Annotated in this window: 16 protein-coding genes and 1 pseudogene; 7 read left to right on the top strand and 10 right to left on the bottom strand. The window is 67.5% G+C overall.

What is annotated here, in order from left to right; translation table 11 throughout:
* The first annotated feature begins 2 nt into the window (after positions 1-2).
* The 6 genes from fliG (at position 3) to ACYQR9_RS12635 (ending at position 5115) form a co-directional block, all read left to right on the top strand.
* Entirely contained in the window at positions 3-1052 is a 1050-nt protein-coding gene (gene fliG / locus ACYQR9_RS12660) for a flagellar motor switch protein FliG (protein WP_056423785.1), read from the top strand.
* Complete coding sequence (locus ACYQR9_RS12655; protein WP_056423783.1) at positions 1049-1642, top strand: FliH/SctL family protein; 594 nt, start codon at positions 1049-1051, stop codon at positions 1640-1642. Before fliG ends, ACYQR9_RS12655 begins: the two co-directional genes overlap by 4 nt.
* 45 nt (positions 1643-1687) lie before the next feature.
* Complete coding sequence (fliN, locus tag ACYQR9_RS12650; protein WP_056423780.1) at positions 1688-2032, top strand: flagellar motor switch protein FliN; 345 nt, start codon at positions 1688-1690, stop codon at positions 2030-2032.
* A 52-nt stretch (positions 2033-2084) separates the two neighbouring features.
* On the top strand, positions 2085-3449 hold the full coding sequence (flbD, locus tag ACYQR9_RS12645; RefSeq protein ID WP_056423778.1) for a sigma-54-dependent transcriptional regulator FlbD: 1365 nt from the start codon (positions 2085-2087) through the stop codon (positions 3447-3449).
* Positions 3450-3594: 145 nt separating this feature from the next.
* Positions 3595-3894 (top strand): (2Fe-2S) ferredoxin domain-containing protein, encoded by a 300-nt coding sequence (locus tag ACYQR9_RS12640; protein ID WP_244478134.1) that lies wholly within the window; start codon positions 3595-3597, stop codon positions 3892-3894.
* A gap of 144 nt (positions 3895-4038) precedes the next feature.
* A complete protein-coding gene (locus ACYQR9_RS12635) occupies positions 4039-5115 on the top strand; it encodes a lysylphosphatidylglycerol synthase domain-containing protein (RefSeq protein ID WP_461224544.1) in 1077 nt (358 codons plus the stop codon).
* Positions 5116-5122: 7 nt separating this feature from the next.
* Here ACYQR9_RS12635 and ACYQR9_RS12630 read toward each other — a convergent pair whose 3' ends face one another.
* The 10 genes and pseudogenes from ACYQR9_RS12630 to ACYQR9_RS12585 form a co-directional block, all read right to left on the bottom strand.
* Positions 5123-5929, bottom strand: coding sequence for an SDR family NAD(P)-dependent oxidoreductase (locus ACYQR9_RS12630; RefSeq protein WP_461226498.1), 807 nt, complete (start codon positions 5927-5929; stop codon positions 5123-5125).
* Between the two features lie 143 nt (positions 5930-6072).
* Positions 6073-6462, bottom strand: a pseudogene (locus ACYQR9_RS12625) (glyoxalase superfamily protein).
* A gap of 13 nt (positions 6463-6475) precedes the next feature.
* Positions 6476-7129 (bottom strand): guanylate kinase, encoded by a 654-nt coding sequence (gene gmk, locus ACYQR9_RS12620; RefSeq protein WP_056423771.1) that lies wholly within the window; start codon positions 7127-7129, stop codon positions 6476-6478.
* Between the two features lie 11 nt (positions 7130-7140).
* Positions 7141-8019, bottom strand: coding sequence for a YicC/YloC family endoribonuclease (locus tag ACYQR9_RS12615; RefSeq protein WP_461226496.1), 879 nt, complete (start codon positions 8017-8019; stop codon positions 7141-7143).
* A 152-nt stretch (positions 8020-8171) separates the two neighbouring features.
* A complete protein-coding gene (mltG, locus tag ACYQR9_RS12610) occupies positions 8172-9548 on the bottom strand; it encodes an endolytic transglycosylase MltG (RefSeq protein WP_419952880.1) in 1377 nt (458 codons plus the stop codon).
* 627 nt (positions 9549-10175) lie between these two features.
* Positions 10176-11435, bottom strand: coding sequence for a beta-ketoacyl-ACP synthase II (gene fabF, locus ACYQR9_RS12605; protein ID WP_056424431.1), 1260 nt, complete (start codon positions 11433-11435; stop codon positions 10176-10178).
* 93 nt (positions 11436-11528) lie between these two features.
* Positions 11529-11765: an acyl carrier protein gene (locus ACYQR9_RS12600; RefSeq protein ID WP_018044468.1), complete on the bottom strand. Its 237-nt coding sequence runs from the start codon at positions 11763-11765 to the stop codon at positions 11529-11531.
* 292 nt (positions 11766-12057) lie between these two features.
* Positions 12058-12798: a 3-oxoacyl-[acyl-carrier-protein] reductase gene (gene fabG / locus ACYQR9_RS12595; RefSeq protein WP_207410520.1), complete on the bottom strand. Its 741-nt coding sequence runs from the start codon at positions 12796-12798 to the stop codon at positions 12058-12060.
* A 14-nt stretch (positions 12799-12812) separates the two neighbouring features.
* Entirely contained in the window at positions 12813-13754 is a 942-nt protein-coding gene (fabD, locus tag ACYQR9_RS12590) for an ACP S-malonyltransferase (protein WP_461226494.1), read from the bottom strand.
* Positions 13755-13995: 241 nt separating this feature from the next.
* Positions 13996-14718, bottom strand: a complete 723-nt coding sequence (locus ACYQR9_RS12585; RefSeq protein ID WP_207410526.1) for a carbonic anhydrase — start codon at positions 14716-14718, stop codon at positions 13996-13998.
* A gap of 255 nt (positions 14719-14973) precedes the next feature.
* On the opposite strand from ACYQR9_RS12585, the gene rpoZ reads away from it, so the two are divergent.
* Complete coding sequence (gene rpoZ, locus ACYQR9_RS12580) at positions 14974-15384, top strand: DNA-directed RNA polymerase subunit omega (RefSeq protein WP_019904660.1); 411 nt, start codon at positions 14974-14976, stop codon at positions 15382-15384.
* Positions 15385-15505 lie beyond the last annotated feature (121 nt).

The raw sequence follows: 15505 nt of genomic DNA, 5'->3' as shown, positions 1-15505 counted from the left end.
GCATGTCCTCGGGGTTGAGCGTCATCCCGGATCAGGAACTCGGCAAGGCGGGCTTGAACGCCATGACCGGCGCCCAGCGCGCGGCTGCACTCCTCCTGCTCCTCGGCGAGACGGAGGGCGCGCCGATCTGGCAGATGCTCGACGAGGAAGAGGTCAAGATGGTCTCGCACGCCATGGTCCAGCTCGGATCATTGGAGGCGGAGACCGTCGAGAGGCTGATCGTGGATTTCGTCTCGCGGCTCTCCTCGGGCGGCGGCATCACCTCGAACTACGAGCGCACCGAATCGCTGCTTCTCAAGATCTTTCCCACCGAGCAGGTCTCGGCGATCATGGCGGAGATCAAGGGCGCTTCGGGCAAGCGGGTCTGGGCGAGCCTGACGCAGATCGACCCCGAGATCCTCGCCTCGTTCCTGCGCAACGAATACCCGCAGACGGTGTCCGTCGTGCTGTCGAAGGTGCGGCCGGATTACGCCGCCAAGGTCCTGACGATCCTGCCCGAGGATTTCGCCATCGACGTCCTCAACCGCATGCTGCGGATGGAGACGGTGCAGAAGGAAGCCCTGCGCCACATCGAGGAGACCTTGCGCGTCGAGTTCGTCTCGACCATCGCGCAGACCACGCGGCGAGACGCCCATGAACTGATGGCGGACGTGTTCAACGCCTTCGACCGCCAGACCGAGGGCCGGTTCCTCGCGGCCCTGGACCAGGCCAATCGCGGCTCGGCCAAGAAGATCCGCCAGCTCATGTTCACCTTCGAGGATCTCCTGAAGCTCGATGCGGGCAGCGTGCAGACGCTGTTGCGCAAGGTCGACACCGATACCCTGTGCCGCGCGCTCAAGGGCGCCGACGAGCGCGTGCGCAACTTCTTCCTCAAGAACATGTCCACCCGCGCGGCCAAGAACATCAACGACGAGATGGGCTCGCTGGGGCCGATTCGGCTCAAGGACGTCGATGAGGCGCAAGCCAAGATGACCGAGCTCGCCAAGGAACTGGCCGAGAAGGGTGAGATCATGATCGCCAAGTCCAGTGGCGAAGAGGAGCTGGTCTATTGAACGCCCGCCGGTTCCTGTTCGACACCGACTTCCGGCCGCGCGAGGGCGCGACCGTCTCGCCGAAGGAGGCGGCGGCCCTGGCCGAGGCCGTGGCGCAGGCCCATGCGAGGGGTGTCCAGGAAGGGCGCGCCCAGGCCGAGGCCCAGGCCCAGGCTCGCATGGCGGATGCCCTCACCCGCGTCGGCCTCGCCGCCGCCGGCCTCATCGGCCAGGCGGATTCGCGGGACGCGGCCCGCGAGGAGGAGGCCATGGCCTTCGCCGTATCCCTGGCGCGTCGTATCGCCGGCGATGCCCTCGATGCCCATCCGCTGGCGGCGATCGGCGACGCGGCGCGGGCCGCCCTGCAGCACCTGCGCGGCGTGCCGCATCTCGTCGTGCGCGTGAACGACAGACTGGTGGACGAAGTCGAGGCGCTGGTGAAGAGCCTCGCCCGCGAGCGCGGCTTCGAAGGGCGTCTGATCGTCCTCGGGGAGCCCGACCTCGCCCCCGGCGATGCCCGCATGGAATGGGCCGATGGCGGGGTGGTGCGTGACCGTGCCCGTATCGAGGCCGCCGTGCTCGAAGCCATCGGCCATCCTCTCGAATCCTGATCCGTCGACGACCCCCCCTGTAACGCGCGACTTTGAAAGATCCTGATGGCCGACGATTTCAGCCTGCCGCTTCTCAATGGCGGCGACGCGTCCTTCGACGGGCTCGGCTCCGAATCGATTCGTGAGGCGCCCACCACCCCGAAGAGCGCCGCCGATCTCGAACAGGTCTTCGATGTCCCGGTCATGGTCTCCGCCGTGCTGGGGTCGTCCCGCATGCCCATCGGCGACCTGCTGCGGCTGCAGCCCGGCGCGGTGCTGGAACTCGACCGCAAGGTCGGCGAGGCCATCGACATCTTCGTCAACAACCGCCTCGTCGCGCGTGGGGAGGTCGTCCTCGTGGAGGAGCGCCTCGGCGTGACGATGACCGAGATCATCAAGAGTGACCACTGATCCCGCCCGCCGCGCTGCTGCGCGAGGCTCCACCGACACAGGATACTAGACCATGCGGCTCCTCATCATCGGACGCTTGAGCGGCGAACTCGTCACCGCCTCGAAGATCGCCATGAGTCGCGGCGCGGCCGTGACCCATGCGGACGGGGTGGCGCAGGGTCTCGCCGTGCTGCGCGCCAAGGGCGCCGACCTCGTCATGATCGATGTGGGCCAGCCGATCCGCGAACTCGTGACCGCGCTCGCCGACGAGCGCATCCGCACCCCGGTGGTCGCCTGCGGCGTCGCCACCGATGCCAAGGCGGCCGTGGCCGCGATCCAGGCGGGTGCCCGCGAATACATCCCCCTGCCGCCCGATCCGGAATTGATCGCCGCCGTGCTGCAGGCGGTCTCCGAGGACGGACGCGCCTTCGTCTGGCGCGACGCCTCCATGGAGCGGGTGGTGAAGCTCGCCGAGCAGGTCGCGCGGTCGGAAGCCTCGGTGCTGATCACCGGCGAGAGCGGCACCGGTAAGGAGGTGCTCGCCCGGCACGTCCATATGAAGTCGACCCGTTCGAGCCGGCCCTTCGTCTCGGTCAACTGCGCCGCGATCCCGGAAGCTCTGCTCGAATCCGAACTGTTCGGCCACGAGAAGGGCGCCTTCACCGGCGCCGTCGCCCGCCGGATCGGCCGGTTCGAGGAAGCCAATGGCGGCACGCTGCTGCTCGACGAAATCTCCGAGATGGATGTCCGCCTGCAATCGAAACTGCTGCGCGCGCTGCAGGAGCGGGTGATCGATCGGGTCGGCGGCACGGCCCCCGTGAAGGTCGATATCCGGGTGCTCGCCACCTCCAACCGCAACCTCATCGACGAGGTCCGAAAGGGCACGTTCCGCGAGGATCTGTTCTACCGCCTCAACGTCGTGCACCTGCGCCTGCCGCCGCTGCGCGAGCGCCCGGCCGACATCCTCGAGCTGGCCTCCCACTTCGCCAAGAAATACGCCGAGGTGAACGGCGTGCCGGTCCGTGTCCTGAGCCGCGAGGCGCAGGCGATCATTCGTGAGAATCCGTGGCGCGGGAACGTGCGCGAACTCGAGAACACCCTCCACAGGGCGGTCCTGCTGGCGACGGGCCCGGAGATCGACGCCGACGCGATCTCCACCCCGGAGGGCGAATCCTTCGCCCGTTCTGCCGGGCCGGTGGAACGCGCCGCCCAGGTCGCCGAGGCCGCCACCCGTGGCCTCGTGGGGCGGACGGTGGCTCAGGTGGAATGCGAGCTGATCCTCGACACGCTCGACCATTGCCTCGGCAACCGTACCCATGCCGCCAAGATTCTCGGCATCTCGATCCGCACCCTACGCAACAAACTCAATGAATATGTCGATGCCGGCATCAGCGTCGCCGAGCCCGGCAGTGTCCGGGCCGTGGCGGCCTACGGCTGAACGGCGCGGAGCCGGCGAGGCGACACGCCCCGTTGCCGCCCCTCCCCCCCATGGTTAGGTGTGGCGGCGGCGGCGCCCACTCCCCTCGGTGCGCCGGATGTGGAACGGGCACCCGGATTTGGCAAAGCACGACAAGGACACAACCGTGCGGACGGCGAAGTCGGGTTATTCCGACATTGTCCTGGTCTGCGCGAAATGCACCAAGCGCGTCGGCCTGAAGAAGGACGAGATCCGGGGGCGGCTCAAGCGGGAGGCGAAAAGGCGCGGCCTCGGCGGGATGACCCGCGTGGTGTCCACGGGCTGCCTCGGCCCCTGCCCGAAGCGGTTCGTGGCGGTGGCGACCTCCTTCAGCCTCTCGCGCAACCGCATCGTGCTGATTGATCCCGAGGGTAATGCCGAGCAGGCCCTCGATACGGTCTATCCGCCCGCCCGCCGGTCCGAATGAAGCGATCTCCGATTTCGGCCCCAATGCCGCTTTAGGGCGGATCCGGGATCAATTTGGGTGGCAGGCTTTGCGCCGGATGCGGTGCCCGCCGAGCAGAAGAGGATCGTCGCCCTTGGCGCTCGTCCATTCCACAGGGTTGTACCGGTGACGCGCCGGGTCGTGGCGCCTCCTCCCGCCCGTACGGGCGCCGTGAGGCACGTCCTGCGATACCTGCCCGTCCTGGGGACGGTACTCGGCCTCGTCCTGGCGATCTGGCTGGTGGCGACCCACGATATCGCCTCGGTGACGGATGCCTTCGGGCGGATCGGGATCGTCGGGCTCGCCGGCATCGTGCTGATGCGCGTCGTCATCCTGTCGCTCTGCGGTCTCGCCTGGGAGCGGGTGCTACACCGGCTCGCGGCCACCGCCGAGGCGGGAGCGTTCCTCATCCTCCGTTTCGTGCGGGACGGGATCAACGTGCTCCTTCCTGTGGCCTCCGTCGGGGGGGACGTGGTCGGCGGGCGTCTCCTCACCTTCTGGGGGGTCCCGGGCAAACTCGCCGCCGCCTCGATCCTGGTGGACATGCTGATCCAGGTCGGCACGCAGGCCCTCTTCGTGCTCATCGGCGTCGCGTTACTGATGCAGATGGAAGGCGAGTCCGCCGCATCCCTCGCGGCTTGGGCCCTGCGGGCGCTCGGCGTCACCGCCATCGTGCTCACCGCCTTCTTCGTCTTCCAGCGCAGTCCGCTCATCCGGGGTGTCGAGCGCCGCATCGCCGAGCTCGCCCGTCGCTTCCTGCGCGACCAGGAGGAGGCCGTCCCCGGCTCGGTGCCTGCCGATGCGGGCGTGCATGGCGCTCTCGATACGGTCTGGGCCCCGAAGCGCTGGCTCCTGCTGTTCCAAGGCGTCGTCCTGCACCTCCTCGCCTGGATGCTCGGTGCCACTGAGATCTGGATCGCGCTGACCTGTATGGGCGTGGAGGGCGTGGGCCTCGCCGAAGTCATCATCATCGAGGCCTTGAGCCAGGCCATCAAATCGGCGGCCTTCCCGGTGCCCAGCGGATTAGGGGTTCAGGAAGGCGGGTTCGTTCTGGTTGGCGGCCTGTTCGGCATCGACCCCGGCACCGCCATCGCCCTGTCGCTTGCCAAGCGCGTGCCGGACGTGGTGCTCGGCCTGCCCTCCCTGATCCTGTGGCAGACCCTCGAGGCCCGCCGCGCCACGATCCTGCCGCCGCGCGGCTGAACCCTTCTCAGGTCGAGATCGTCGCCACCGATCCGCCATCGACGCGCAGATTGGCGCCGGTGACGAAGCTCGCTTGTTCGGAGCAGAGGAACGCCACGGCCGACGCTACTTCCTCCGCCCGTCCCCGGCGCTTGGCCACCATGCCGGGGCGCTCCTCGTCGAGGAAGCTCGCGATCGCCTCATCGAAGGAGGTCCCCTTCTCCTCGGCGCGCTTCTTCATCATAGCGTCGGTCATCGGTGTGGCGATGAAGGCGGGGGAGACGGTGTTCACCAGGACGCCATCCGGCCCATAGGCCTTGGAGAGACCCTTGGCGAGGCTGAGGATTCCGGCCTTCGCCGCGCAATAGGGCAGTTCCTCGACATAGGGCTGCACCGCGTCTTCGGAAGCGAACAGGACGATCCGCCCCCACCCGGCCTCGCGCATGCCGGGGATGAAAGCGCGTGTTACCCGCACCGCCGCCATCAGGTCGGTCTGGATCGTCTCCAGCCAATCCTCGTCGGTCAGGTCCAGGAAGTCGCCCGTAGCCCCGGTGATGCCGGCGGCATTCACCAGGATGGTCGGGGCCGCACCGAAGGTCTCGCGCGCCTTGATCGCCAGCGCTTCGACATCGGCCCGCTGTGTCAGATCGGCGACCACCGCCACAATGGTACCGAGGCCGGACAGTGCGGTGGCCGCTTTCTCCAAGGCCTCCGCGACCTTATCGCTGAGGATGACCTTTGCTCCCTCCTTCAGGAGCAGCTCGGCCGTGGCGAAGCCGATTCCGGAATCGCCCCCGGTGACGACGGCGACCTGTCCCTCGATCCCGAAATCCATTGCTCGCTCCGCTGGCCGCGTGGGTCCGACCGGGGCGACACGTTCTCCGGCCGGTCATGTGCGGGCCAACCCTGACCGGGCCGGGGGTGTTCCGGGCTACGCGACTGTGACGGATCGGGCGAGCGTCCGGCGACCGCGGTGACCTACGGCTCCGCAGGATCTTCGCAGAAACGCAGGGTGTTGCCGAAAGGGTCGGTCACCGTCATCACCAGCCCCCAGGGCAGGTTCTCGATGCCCGGCTTGGCATGGACGTAGTTCCGAGCGCTGAGTTCCGCCTGGAAGGCGTGAATGCCCGCCATCCGCACGAAGGTCGTGGAGCCCGGCGTCGCATCGCCGTGATGGCCGCTCAGATGCAGGATGAGACCGGCACGCGACACCTGGGCGTAGAGCGGAAAGTCGGCGCCGAAGCGATGCTCCTAATCGACGCTGAAGCCGAGGAAGTCGACATAGAACTCGCGCGCCTTCGCCTCGTCGAAGATGCGCAGGATCGGGCAGGTCTGGTCGAAGCGGATGGTCCGGTCGGGTGTCGACATCGGGCTCGGCTCCTCAGGCGATCCTGTCGGGCTCGGCCAGAAGCCCGTCGACGAAATCCGACAGGCCGGTGTTGCGGGCGCGCTTGAGGCGCTCGGCGACGAGGATTCCCTGGAGCTTTGCGAAGGCGTCGTTCAGATCGTCGTTCACGAGGACGTAATCGTACTCGTTCCAGCGCTGGATCTCGACGCGGGAATTGGCGAGGCGCTTCTCGATGGTCTCCGGCGAATCCTCGGCCCGGCGTTCGAGGCGGTGTCGCAACTCTGCGAGGCTCGGCGGCAGGATGAACACCGTCACCACGTCGTCCGCGAGCTTCGCCCTCACCTGCCGCGTGCCTTGGTAGTCGATGTCGAAGATCATGTCTCGGCCGGCGCCGAGCACCTTCTCCACCGGGCGGCGCGGCGTGCCGTAGAAATTACCGTGGACCTCGGCCCATTCGAGCAGGTTGTCGGCCCCTCGCAGGGCATCGAAGGCCTCACGGTCGATGAAATTGTAGTGCTTGCCGTCGATCTCGGAGGGCCGGCGCTGTCGCGTCGTCACCGAAATCGAGAGATCGAGCCCCCATTTCGGGTCGCTGGCGACCGCGCGCGTCAGCGTGGTCTTCCCCGCTCCCGAGGGCGAGGACAGGATGAGGATGAACCCGCGCCGCCCGATCGTCGTGGCCTGCATGTCCGAAAAACCTACTCGACGTTCTGAACCTGTTCGCGGAATTGCTCCACCACGGCCTTCAAGTCGAGTCCGATCCGCGACAACGCGATGTCTCCGGCCTTCGCGCAGAGGGTATTCGCCTCGCGGCCGAGCTCCTGGGCCAGGAAATCGAGCTTGCGGCCGATGGCGCCGCCCTTGGCCAGCAACTCGCCGACACTGTCGAGATGGGCACTCAGACGGTCGAGTTCTTCGCGCACGTCGGCTTTCGCGGCGATGAGGACGGCCTCCTGGTGCAGACGGTCGGGATCGAGCCCGCCGGCCTCCATCAGGGCGGCGATGCTCGCGGACAGCCGCGCCTTCACCGCCTCGGGCTGGCGGCCGGGGCAGGCCTCGGCGGCTTGGCGGAGGCGGGACATGGCGACGAGCTGCCCCTCGATAATGGCGCGCAGCTGGCGCCCCTCGGCGCGGCGCGCTTCCACGAGGTCGGCCACGAGCCGGACCACGCCCTCGGCTAGGTCATGGGCGAGGCTGTCCGATTCCACCGCCGGCTCTTCGTCGGATTCGATGACGCCGCGGATGCCGAGCAATCCGTCGAGGGAGGCCGGGGCGAGCCCTTCCGGGCGCGGCACGCGCGCCGTGGCGGCGGCGAGCTCGGCCAGCAGGGTCTCGTTGATCCGCACCCGCGCCTTGGTCTCGGGCCGGGTGAGGTTGAGCGAAAGCTGGCACTGACCCCGCGTCAGGGTCTTCTGCAGGGCGGTACGGGCAACCTCGCCCACCGCCTCCAGGCCGTTGGGCACGCGCAGGCGCACGTCGAGCCCGCGCCCGTTCACGCTGCGGACCTCCCAGGCCCATTGCACCGGGCCGGTGGTGCCGGTGGTGCGGGCAAAGCCCGTCATGCTGGAGAGGATCATGAAGTCTGAACTTTAGTCCGTCTTGCGAACCTCCCTCCCCCTTGTGGGGAGGGATCGAGGGTGGGGGGGCGACCCTCAGGCAGCGGAGGCCAGCGGCACCAACCCCACCTCCTATTCCTCCCCACAAGCGGGGGGAAAGCGACGGCAGCGCCCTATTGCGGCTTCAGCGCTGGGACGCTTTTGGCCGAGTTGAGGTCGAAGGTCTTGTTGCGCAGCGGGTCGAGCTTGGTGCCTTCCGACGCGTCGAAGGCTTTCGGGCGCGGGGCCGACGGGTCGGGGGCGCCGCCGGCGAAGTTCGTGCCCTCCGGTGCATAGGCGGAGGCCCGGCCCGGCACGCTCGACGGATCGGCCGGAGGATCGGCCTTGTCCACGGGGGCGGCGTCGGTGGGCACCTCCTTGCGGGCGCGCTCCACCTGGCGCCAGCGGGCGACGTTGCGCGAATGGCCTTCCAGGCTGTCCGCGAAGGCGTGGCCGCCGGTGCCGTCGGCGACGAAGTAGAGGTCCTTGGTGCGCGACGGGTTGGCGACGGCCTCGAGCGCGGCGCGGCCCGGATTGGCGATCGGCCCCGGCGGCAGGCCTTCGATGACGTAGGTGTTGTAGGGCGTGGCCCGGTCGATCTCCGAGCGCTGGATGCCACGGCCGAGCGTGCCGCGTCCGCCTACCAGACCGTACACGATGGTGGGGTCCGATTGCAGCTTCATCCGCTTGTTGAGGCGGTTCACGAACACCCCGGCGACGCGAGGGCGCTCGTCGGCCCGGCCGGTCTCCTTCTCGACGATGGAGGCCAGGGTCACCATCTCGGCCGGGGTCTTCACCGGGATCTCGGCCGAGCGGCGCAGCCAGATCTGGTTGAGCACCTCGCGCTGCTTGGCGCGCATCAGGTTGACGATCTGCTGACGGGTGGCGCCGCGCTCGAACTTGTAGGTGTCGGGCAGGAGCGAGCCCTCGGGCGGGATCTCGTTGATGTCGCCGGTGAGGATGTCGTTCTCGTTGAGACGCACCACGATCTGTTCGGAGGTCAGCCCCTCGGGGAAGGTGATGGCGTGCTGCACCTGCCGGCCGGTGGACAGGGTTTCGATGGTGTCGCCGATGCTGGCATGGGCCTTGAACGTGTACTCGCCGGCCTTCAGCGCCTTGCCGGAGAAGCGGGAGGCCCATTCGAACAAGGCGGTGTGGCTGATGACGCCCTCCCGGCTCAGAGCCTCGGCGATCTCGGAGGTGCCGCTGCGCGGCGGGATGACCACGACCTTGTCGGCGGCGAGCGGGCCGGGCTCGCGGATCTGCCGGTCGAACAGCGTCACGCCGATCATCGCCGCGATGGCCAGGATGACGGCGGCGGTGAGCAGGCCGCTGATCGTGCTGAGCAACCCGCCGCGCTCGCGCACCGGACGGTCCGGCGGGGGCGGCGCGGCCGTGGGCTTGATCGCCTCGCTGGGGCTGCGCGGCGACGCGCGGTTCAGCTGTGCCGGCTCTTCGGAGGGGACCGGAAACGGCGCCGGGTCCGGATTTTTGCGCTTGCGGAAGAACATGGACATCCTGTTCGGGCCTCGCCTCTCGCCAACCTCTTCTCGGCCCGACGATGCGGTCGTCGTGTTGTCATGTCCGACAGGGGCCATGCGTGCCACGAGTCTCAGGCAATGAGGTGCCGGTGCATGGGTGGACCTCCCGGATGGAGGCCACAGGTTCCGTGCGTCAAACCTGACTACACCCGGGCGGCCGGGTTATACGAGACGGAGTGAACCGGTTTTGTGGCAAAAAGGCGTATTACCGCTCCATCGTCACGGCCCCGCCCCCGTTGCCGACAGCCCTTTGGCGTGAACCTCACGAGGCGTTCGAGGAAGGCCCCCGCCTGCCGCTCGATCAGGCGATACGAGGCTGGGGCGATCAGGATCTTCGCCGTGAGCAAGATGACGAGGTTAGGGAGCAGGTGGAACGAGGAGGATGCATCACCGCTGATCTACAGCGCGCGTAATAAAGAAAGCCACCATGCAGAAGTAGACTTTCGCCTATGGGCGACTGGTTTCGGCTTTGCCGTCCGTTTCCGACGAATGTCGCTATCGATGGAAAACAGGACTTTCGGATGGGGACCAACGGGTCAAGCTGCGTTGGCCCTTACTGGGGCCGCCGTCCATCTCGCCGGTGGCAGCATTCTGCCGTCAGACCCGCCGCATCACCAGCGACGCATTCGTCCCGCCAAATCCAAAAGAATTCGACAGCACGACATCCACCTGCTTGCGCTTGGCTTCATGCGGCACGAGGTCGATGGCCGTTTCCACCGACGGTGTGTCGAGGTTCAGCGTCGGCGGCATCACGCCGTCGCGGATGGTGAGGATCGAGAAGATCGCCTCGATGGCGCCAGCCGCGCCCAAGAGATGCCCCACCGCCGATTTGGTGGAGGACATGGCGGCCTTGGCCGCGTTGTCGCCGAGCAGGCGCTCGACGGCCTTGAGTTCGAGCTCGTCGCCCATCGGCGTCGAGGTGCCGTGCGCGTTGATGTAGTCGATGTCGCCAGCCGAGATGCCGGCGCGTTTCACGGCGGCGCTCATGCAGCGGAAGGCGCCGTCGCCGTCCGGGGCCGGCGACGTGATGTGGTAGGCGTCGCCCGTGAGGCCGTAGCCGACCACCTCGGCATAGATCCGAGCGCCGCGCGCCTTGGCGTGCTCGTATTCCTCCAACACCACCACGCCGGCGCCTTCGCCCATGACGAAGCCGTCGCGGTCCTTGTCATAGGGGCGCGAAGCCTTAGTTGGCTGGTCGTTGAAACCTGTGGAGAGGGCGCGGCAGGCGGCGAAGCCCGCGAGCGCGAGGCGGTTCACCGGAGATTCGGCACCACCCGCCACCATGACGTCGGCATCGCCGAACTGGATCAGGCGGGCCGCGTCGCCGATGGCATGGGCGCCGGTGGAGCAGGCGGTGACCACTGCGTGATTCGGCCCCTTGAGCCCGTGCGCGATCGAAACCTGGCCCGAGGCGAGGTTGATGATGCGGCCGGGAATGAAGAACGGCGAGATCCGCCGCGGCCCCTTGTCGTGCAGGGTCACGGAGGCGTCGTAGATGCCACCGATCCCGCCGATGCCGGAGCCGATCATCACGCCGGTGGCGCATTGATCCTCGTGGGACTTCGGATGCCATCCGGCATCATCGAGCGCCTGGCCAGCGGCGGCCATGGCGTAGACGATGAACGGATCGACCTTGCGCTGCTCCTTCGCCTCCATCCACCGGTCGGGATTGAAGGTGCCGTCGCTGCCGTCTCCGAACGGGACCGAACAGGCGATGCGGCAGGCGAGATCGGACACGTCGAAGGCTGTCACCTGCGACGCTCCGCTATCTCCCGCGATCAACCGGCTCCAGGTGGTCTCGACGTCGCTTCCCAGCGGCGTCACCATGCCTAAGCCCGTCACCACAACCCGACGCATCGCGTTATCCCGAACCGGTCCCGTCATCATCATTCCAAATGGCGCACGGGGCGATCGAGCCCCGCTTGTCGATGCGCCTTTTGCCCCTCGCGCTTAGGCGGAGTTCTTCTCGAGGAACTTCACGGCGTCGCCGACCGTCTGGATGGTCTCGGCGGCATCGTCGGGGATCTCGACGTTGAACTCTTCCTCGAACGCCATCACGAGCTCGACGGTGTCGAGGCTGTCGGCGCCGAGATCATCGATGAAGTTTGCGCCCTCGACTACCTTTTCCGGCTCAACGCCGAGGTGCTCGACAACGATCTTCTTCACGCGCTCAGCGATATCGCTCATCGTTCTTGGTCCTTAGCTATTCGATCGTGATGGTGAAGGCGCCGTGGCCGCCATCCCGCTTGTGAGGATTTTGAAGGCGGCCGGTGTCCGATCGCGCGTGGCCTTGAGAACCCGCAACACGCAGAACCGTCAACCCCCCTCGCACGGCAGCCGGGGTGGTAGCACAGGGTTTTCGTGCTGGCGAGGGGCGGTTCACAAACCGTTCATCGCTGTGGCTTTTTCGAGCGAAGGAACACTTATTTTTCGTGTGCAGTGCAGCAAAGCGATCTGCGTCAAGGCAATAAAAGACGCCTCAATACATCGCCATGCCGCCATTCACGTGCAAGGTCTGGCCGGTGACGTAGCCGGCCTCGGCGGAGGCGAGATAGACGGCTGCCGCGCCGATCTCGTCCCCGGTGCCCAGGCGGTTCATGGGCACGCGGGTGAGAATTCCCTCACGTTGCTTCTCGTTGAGCACATCCGTCATCGGCGAGGTGATGAAGCCCGGCGCGATGCAGTTGACGGTGAGGTTGCGGGTGGCGACCTCGGCGGCCAGGGCCTTGGTCATGCCGACGAGGCCGGCCTTGGCGGCGGCATAGTTCACCTGGCCGGGATTGCCGGTGGCGCCCACGACGGACCCCACATTGATGATACGGCCGTGCCGCCGCTTCATCATGCCTTTCACCGCCGCCCGCGAGAGCCGGAACGCCGCCGTAAGATTCACGGCGATCACCGCATCCCACTCGTCGTCCTTCATCCGCAGCATGAGGTTGTCGCGGGTGATGCCGGCATTGTTGACGAGGATATCGAGGCCGCCCATCGCGGCCTCGGCCGCCGGCACCAGGGCCTCGACGGCATCCTTGTCCGACAAGTTGCCGGGCACGAGGTGGACGCGCTCGCCGCCGAGTTCGGCGGACAGGGCTTCCAGCGCCTCGGGGCGGGTGCCGGAAATGGCGACGATGGCACCCTGCGCGTGGAGCGCCTTGGCGATGGCGCCGCCGAGGCCGCCGGTCGCGCCGGTGACGAGGGCCTTGCGGCCGGTCAGGTCGAACATGGGCAATCCTGTTGTCAGCTGAGCGTCGGGAAGGCGGCGACGTCGTCGGGCGTGCCGACGGGAGTCGCGGTGGAGCCGGAAGCGATCCGCTTGACGAGGCCGGTGAGCACCTTGCCACTGCCGATCTCGTAGAACTGATCGATGCCGGCGGCCGCCATGGCCTCGACGCATTCGCGCCAGCGCACGGTGCCGGTCACCTGCGCGACGAGGGCCTGCCGGATGGCGGCGGGCTCGACGACCGGCGAGGCCAGCACGTTGGAATAGACCGGGACCAGGGGTGCCTTCATGGCCACGCGGGTCAGGGCATCCTGCATGGCCTCGGCAGCCGGCGACATCATCGAGCAATGGAACGGGGCGGAGACGTTGAGCATCACCGCACGCTTGATGCCGCGCGCCTGGGCAATCGCCACCGCGCGCTCCACCGCGGCCTTCCCGCCCGAGAGCACCACCTGCCCGGCGCCGTTGTCGTTGGCGACGTCGCAGACATCTCCTTCGGCGGCTTCCGAGGCGATGGACAGGGCCAGCTCGGCATCGGCGCCGATCAGGGCGGCCATGGCCCCCGCCCCCGGTGCGACCGCGCCCTGCATCGCCTCGCCGCGAATGCGCAGGAGCCGGGCGGTATCGGAGATCGTGAACGTCCCGGCGGCGGCGAGCGCCGTGTATTCGCCGAGCGAGTGGCCGGCTACCGCCGCCACGTCGCGAACGAGATCGAGGCCGCGTTCGGCCTGGAGCACGCGCACGACCGCGAGGCTCGCCGCCATCAGGGCGGGCTGCGCGTTGGCGGTGAGGGTCAGTTCCTCCGTCGGTCCCTCGAACATCAGCGTCGAGAGGGACTGACCCAAGGCCTCGTCCACCTCATCGAAGACGGCTTTCGCCTGGGGGAAGGATTCCGCCAGGGCCCGGCCCATGCCGACGGCCTGACTGCCCTGGCCGGGAAAGATGAATGCGCGCGCCATGTTCGTCGAAATCCTTTGCCACGTCGTCGCACGGGAAAGGGCGGCGCAGTCGCACCGTGTGCAGCAAGTGTCAACACGAGCGGAGACGAAGCAACGGACGAATACCGGTCTCGACCGATATCGAGACCACGATGTCGATGAGAATGCCGCGCTTGTTCTCTGGCTCGGCCACCGCCGGACGCCCATCACCGAAACGCGGGCGTCCGGTGGTCGGCGTACGGCGGCTGCCGATAGGTCCGTCTCAGGCCTCGTTGAAGAAATCGACCGTGCCGGTGTCGAGGCTGTAGGATGCGCCGACGATACGCAGCTTGCCCGCCTTCAACGGGTCGAGCAGCGCCGGCTCCGAGGCGGTGCGCATGCGGTTCACCACGCGGTCGACATTGGCGCGTACGCAATTCTCCAGGAAATCGCCGGGCTTGCCGCGCACCGAGAGCACCGCCGGAACGATCGGTTCGATCATCCGGCCGATGGAGCCCGGATAGACGGTGTTGTTCTCGACCACATCCGCCGCAGCCTGGACCGCGCCGCAACGGCTATGCCCCATGACCAAGATAAGCGGCACGCCGAGCTGGGAGACGGCGTATTCCACCGATCCGAGGGCGGCGGTGTCGGCGGTGTTGCCGGCATTGCGGACGATGAAGAGTTCGCCGAGACCGCGCCCGAACAGGATCTCCGGGGAGACGCGGGAATCGGAACAGCTCACCAGCACGCAGAACGGGGTCTGGCCGAGGGCGATCTCGATCCGGCGCTCACGCCCTTGCACCGCGCGGACGGGGCTGTCGGTCTTGTAGAGCCGGTTGCCCTCCTTCATCAGCTCCAGCGCCTGATCCGCCGTCAGGTCCGTCTTCTTGGTGGACGGGCTGGCCGCCAGACCGAGATTCGGCATGGCGGTGGCGGCGAAGGCCGCTGCGCCGAGATGGCAGGCACAGCTGAACAGGCCGCGGCGGCTGAGCGTCTTCGTCATGAGGTTTGGGCCCTCTTCAATTCCCATGCGAAGGCTCGCACGAGCTTAACCGTGACACGCATAGCTGTGGGGCGGGGCGCTGTCGCCCTGGCGATAAGCAGCGGCTCTTAGAGGGAATGGAACGCCGGTCCCGAACGTGCTGCCCGTGGCGGCGTCGGGTGCAATATTACGGTCGCGCTTGTTGCGCCACGCGAGGCGGTGTAAGAGGCGCGTTCAATCATACTATTCCCGGTCCTATGGAAGGAGCCGCTGCGCATGGCTCGCGTCACCGTTGAAGACTGCATCGACAAGGTCGAGAACCGCTTCGAGCTCGTCCTGCTCGCGAGCCACCGTGCCCGCCTGTTGGCCGCCGGAGCGCCGCTGACGATCGACCGCGACCGCGACAAGAACCCCGTCTGCGCCCTGCGCGAAATCGGCGACGAGACCATCACCGCCGACGACCTCAAGGAACAGCTGATCCATTCGATGCAGAAATACGTCGAGGTGGATGAGCCCGAGGCCGAGACGGTGCCGCTGCTGTCGAGCTCGCCGGCCGCCGCCGCCGTCGCACCGCAATCGTCCAGCGATGACGGCGCCGTCCAGTTCGACCGGATGAGCGAAGAAGATCTTCTGCGCGGTCTCGAGAACCTCGCTCCTCCGACCGAGACGGACGAAGAGGCCGAGTGATCGGACGACACGTTTATTACTGACGATCCCGCGAAGACCCGGCCCAGCGCCGGGTTTTTCGTTTTTCGGGGCGAGAAACCGGTGTCATGCGGCGCCATGGGTCTGGCGTGCCCGGCCGCGA

The sequence above is a fragment of the Methylobacterium sp. CM6241 genome, from assembly GCF_054817845.1.
This window is presented reverse-complemented; position numbering and strand designations above follow the sequence as displayed.

What these genes read in the sequence shown, in the direction of transcription:
- mltG (WP_419952880.1), bottom strand. Translation starts at nt 9,548, where the DNA reads ATGTTCTTCCGCAAGCGCAAAAATCCGGACCCGGCGCCGTTTCCGGTC.
- ACYQR9_RS12630 (WP_461226498.1), bottom strand. Translation starts at nt 5,929, where the DNA reads ATGGATTTCGGGATCGAGGGACAGGTCGCCGTCGTCACCGGGGGCGAT.
- fliN (WP_056423780.1), top strand. Translation starts at nt 1,688, where the DNA reads ATGGCCGACGATTTCAGCCTGCCGCTTCTCAATGGCGGCGACGCGTCC.
- fabD (WP_461226494.1), bottom strand. Translation starts at nt 13,754, where the DNA reads ATGGCGCGCGCATTCATCTTTCCCGGCCAGGGCAGTCAGGCCGTCGGC.
- ACYQR9_RS12600 (WP_018044468.1), bottom strand. Translation starts at nt 11,765, where the DNA reads ATGAGCGATATCGCTGAGCGCGTGAAGAAGATCGTTGTCGAGCACCTC.
- rpoZ (WP_019904660.1), top strand. Translation starts at nt 14,974, where the DNA reads ATGGCTCGCGTCACCGTTGAAGACTGCATCGACAAGGTCGAGAACCGC.
- fabG (WP_207410520.1), bottom strand. Translation starts at nt 12,798, where the DNA reads ATGTTCGACCTGACCGGCCGCAAGGCCCTCGTCACCGGCGCGACCGGC.
- ACYQR9_RS12585 (WP_207410526.1), bottom strand. Translation starts at nt 14,718, where the DNA reads ATGACGAAGACGCTCAGCCGCCGCGGCCTGTTCAGCTGTGCCTGCCAT.
- gmk (WP_056423771.1), bottom strand. Translation starts at nt 7,129, where the DNA reads ATGCAGGCCACGACGATCGGGCGGCGCGGGTTCATCCTCATCCTGTCC.
- fliG (WP_056423785.1), top strand. Translation starts at nt 3, where the DNA reads ATGTCCTCGGGGTTGAGCGTCATCCCGGATCAGGAACTCGGCAAGGCG.
- ACYQR9_RS12615 (WP_461226496.1), bottom strand. Translation starts at nt 8,019, where the DNA reads ATGATCCTCTCCAGCATGACGGGCTTTGCCCGCACCACCGGCACCACC.
- flbD (WP_056423778.1), top strand. Translation starts at nt 2,085, where the DNA reads ATGCGGCTCCTCATCATCGGACGCTTGAGCGGCGAACTCGTCACCGCC.
- fabF (WP_056424431.1), bottom strand. Translation starts at nt 11,435, where the DNA reads ATGCGTCGGGTTGTGGTGACGGGCTTAGGCATGGTGACGCCGCTGGGA.